Here is a 3321-nt window from a genome sequence, read left to right on the forward strand (position 1 = left end):
GCGCGGGCCGCTCTTCCCGTTCAGGACCACTTTTTCTCTTGGGGGAGACGACCGGTGGACTACTTCGGGGGAGCCGGGGAGCCGGAGCCGATCACGCTGTCGGCCGAGGAGTTCGACGTGCTCTGGGAGCGCTTCGACGCGGGGCCGATGCCGCTGGTGATCAAGGTCCCGTCGCCGGGCAAGACCTACTCGGAGCGGGCGCAGCTGGAGGACCGCGTGTGGCGGTCCATCGGCGCGCGCGGCCTCGGCGGGCCGAGGGGCCTGCACCCCGAGCTGGACTTCCTGCTGCGCACGCTCATCCGGCCCGAGCGCGAGGTCGACGCCAGGCTGTGGCTGGGCCGGAGCGTGCGGGTCCTCGCCGCCGCCAACGGCGACCACGGCTCGCTGGCCACCCTGGTCGACGGCCACCTGACGTTCCGCAGGACCGCCGGGACCGGGCTGCCCGCCGCCGTCGTGGCCGCGCTGCCCAAGCACCCGGCGGGCACGGGCCACTCGGTGACCCTGCCCAGCGCCGACCTGGAAGCCGCCGTCGAGGGCTCCGACAACACCACCAAGGGCATCGAGAGCGCGCTGCGCGCCAAGGGCCTGCGCGAGGCCGACGCGACCGCGCTGGCCAAGAGGCTCACCAACCCGGTCGGCACCGGCAACTTCGGCGCGGCGGCCCGCGACCGCTACGGCAAGCGCTGCCGCCCGGACCGCGTGGTGGGGTTCTTCGACAACGAGGAGGGCCGCTTCCTCCAGCAGCGGCGCACCTCGCAGGGCGCCGAGGCGTGGAGCACGTTCACCCCGACCGACAACCGCAGGCTCGCCCACCAGGTCGACGAGCTGCTGACCGAGGCGATGCTGGCCGCGGGGCAGGAAGTCCGCCGATAGGGTCAGTGCCGTGCCGAGGAAACCACCCGACCCGACCGAGACCAGGGCGGCAGTCGAGGCCGTGCTGCCGTGGCTGGAGGACGAGTCGACCCGCCCGCCCCGCCCGGACCTGGCGGCGGCGGTCAGGCTCAGCCTGCGCACCCTGGAGCACGCCGCGCCGGGCCACACCGTCGAGGTGCGCGTCCCCCCGTTCGCGGCGGTCCAGTGCGTGGCGGGCCCGAGGCACACCAGGGGCACCCCGCCGAACGTGGTCGAGACGGACCCCCGCACCTGGCTGGAGCTGGCGACCGGCAGGCTGACCTGGGAGTCCGCCCTGGCGGCGTCGCGGGTGACGGCGTCGGGCACGCGCGCGGACCTGTCGGAGCACCTGCCACTTCTGCGGTTCTGAGGGTGGTGGACGCCCGGCGCGGTTAGGTTCGACGCCATGAGGCGGCTGGGTATCGCGTTGCTGGCGCTGGGGTTCCTGCTGACGGGCTGTTCGAGCAGCTGGGAGGGCGAGGTCCGCTTCAAGGTGACCGAAGTGCTCCCCGAGCGCGAGAACAAGTCGGGTCAGCTGCTCAAGCCCCACGTGCTGATCACGCTCGACCAGGAGATGTCGAAGGACGAGCCCGCCCTCGCGAAGGAGGGGGCCGACCTCGACCAGTTCCCCGCCGACGTGAAGGCGGGCGACGCCGTGCTGTGCCAGGTGCGCAGCCACGACGACAACGCGTTCGACGACGTCGGCCCCAAGGTGACGATCAGCTCCTGCCGCAAGGCGTGAAGCCGTGAAAACGGGGGCGAGCGCTCCTCCCGCCGGTTAGGTTCGACGCCATGAGGCGACTGGGTATCGCGTTGCTGGCGCTGGGGTTCCTGCTGACGGGCTGTTCGAGCGAGTGGCAGGGCGAGGTCCGCTACAAGGTCCTGTCGCTGCACGAGAGCTACGAGAGCATCCCCGGTTCGGTGAAACCGGCCTACGCGCACCTGGAGATCGACGGCGCGGAACCCCAGGGCGCCGTGGAGCCCGTCAGCCCCGCCGTCGCGGACCTGGACAAGCTCCCCGAGGGCGTGGCCGTGGGCGACGTCGTCGTGTGCCCGGTGCGCCAGTACGACGAGAACAGCTACGACGGCAAGGGCACCGAGGTCACGGTCGGCCCCTGCACGGCGGCCTGAACCGTCCGGGGCCCCTGACCTGGGGCCCCGGACCCGGTCCTAGAACAAGCGCCCGAGCGTGTTGTCCCAGACGTCCTTGCCGAACTCCACCGCGTCGCCGACCCCGTCGAGCACGATGTCGCCCGCGTCGTTCAGCACCTCGCCCGCCGTGTCCAGCACGCCCCGGCCCGCGTCGCCCCAGCGACCGTCCACGGCGGCGCTCCCGGCGTCCCACAGGCCGCTGCCCGCGTCGATCACCAGGTCCGCCGCGCCCACGGCCGTGTTGCCGACCACGTCCACCACGGGCCCGACGATGGGCAGGTCCGAGCCGGGCAGCGACGGGCCGAGCGGGTTGTCGTGCCACTTCTGCGAGGTCACCGAACCGCCGTCGCCGTTGGCGATCCGCGCCAGGTTCTGGATGGACTCCGAACCGGGGTCGTAGTACTGGGTGTGCGCGCCGAGCAGGTTCTTGGAATCGCTGGTGCCGAAGACCCTGGCCCCGAAGTCCTTGTCGTAGGGCCCGGTGGACGAGCCGTCCTCGGTGAACCACGACGAACTCGTGCCCTGGACCACCGGGTCGTGCTCGGTCGCGCCCGCGTAGACGTGACCGGGGCCCACCGAGAGCTGGTTCACGTTCGACGCGCCCACGCCGGGCGAGCCGACGAACGCGATGTCGTCCGCCTTCAGCCCGTTCAGGCCCGCGTGGCCGACCGTGGTGGAGCCGTAGGAGTGCCCGATCACCGTCAGGTGCTGGTGGTTGCCCGCAGCCTCGGCGGCGGCGCGGTAGCCGTCCACGTCCGCGACCAGGTTCAGCCCGCCCTCGCGTGCCTGGGCGGGATTGTCGACCTCACCGATCGCCCAGCCGGGCGCGTCGTAGCCGAGCCACTGGATCGTGGCGGTGCCCTCCGCGCCCATCTCAGCCCGCAGGTTCCCCGCCTGGTCCACGGAGAAGCTGTCCAGCGTGGAACCGGTGCCGGGCACGGCCACGGCCAGGTTCTTCGCGGTGTCCGGGTTGCCGTACGCGATCGCGGTCGCGCCGTCCCCGCGCGGCCCGTACGGGTCCCAGGCCAGCACCCGGACGTCGGCCTTCCCCGAGGCGTCGCGCCACCCGTTGTGCTCGGCCAGCGCTTCCGCCTCCGTGATGCTCTTCTGCACCGCCAGCGCGTTGTCCGCCTTGGTCGCCGCGACCCGCCGCTCGTCCATCATCCGCGCGTACTCGGGGTCGTTCAGCAGCCTGGTCAGCCCGTCCGACGTCGACGCGTCGATCCCCAGCTCCCGCGCCCGCTGCTCCATCGCGGTGTCGAGCCGGTCGCGCTCCGC

5 protein-coding genes are annotated in these 3321 nt (G+C 72.7%); 4 read left to right on the forward strand and 1 reads right to left on the reverse strand.

Going from position 1 to position 3321, the window contains the following annotated elements; all coding sequences use genetic code 11:
* Positions 1 to 54: 54 nt before the first annotated feature.
* From ACTUAL_RS27795 to ACTUAL_RS27810, 4 genes are read left to right on the forward strand one after another with little or no spacing between them, the layout of a single operon-like run.
* Positions 55 to 873 (forward strand): ESX secretion-associated protein EspG, encoded by an 819-nt coding sequence (locus ACTUAL_RS27795; protein WP_440902310.1) that lies wholly within the window; start codon positions 55 to 57, stop codon positions 871 to 873.
* A 10-nt stretch (positions 874 to 883) separates the two neighbouring features.
* Complete coding sequence (locus ACTUAL_RS27800; RefSeq protein WP_096497346.1) at positions 884 to 1261, forward strand: sterol carrier family protein; 378 nt, start codon at positions 884 to 886, stop codon at positions 1259 to 1261.
* 36 nt (positions 1262 to 1297) lie between these two features.
* The gene (locus ACTUAL_RS27805; RefSeq protein WP_440902311.1) at positions 1298 to 1633 is read left to right on the forward strand and encodes a hypothetical protein; all 336 of its coding nucleotides are present in this window, start codon (positions 1298 to 1300) and stop codon (positions 1631 to 1633) included.
* A gap of 50 nt (positions 1634 to 1683) precedes the next feature.
* Complete coding sequence (locus ACTUAL_RS27810) at positions 1684 to 2022, forward strand: hypothetical protein (protein WP_440902312.1); 339 nt, start codon at positions 1684 to 1686, stop codon at positions 2020 to 2022.
* A gap of 39 nt (positions 2023 to 2061) precedes the next feature.
* On the opposite strand, the gene ACTUAL_RS27815 is transcribed toward ACTUAL_RS27810, so the two are convergent.
* A partial coding sequence (locus ACTUAL_RS27815; protein WP_440902313.1) for an alpha/beta hydrolase occupies positions 2062 to 3321 on the reverse strand: 1260 nt, incomplete at its 5' end.

This window comes from Actinosynnema sp. (assembly GCF_052038725.1).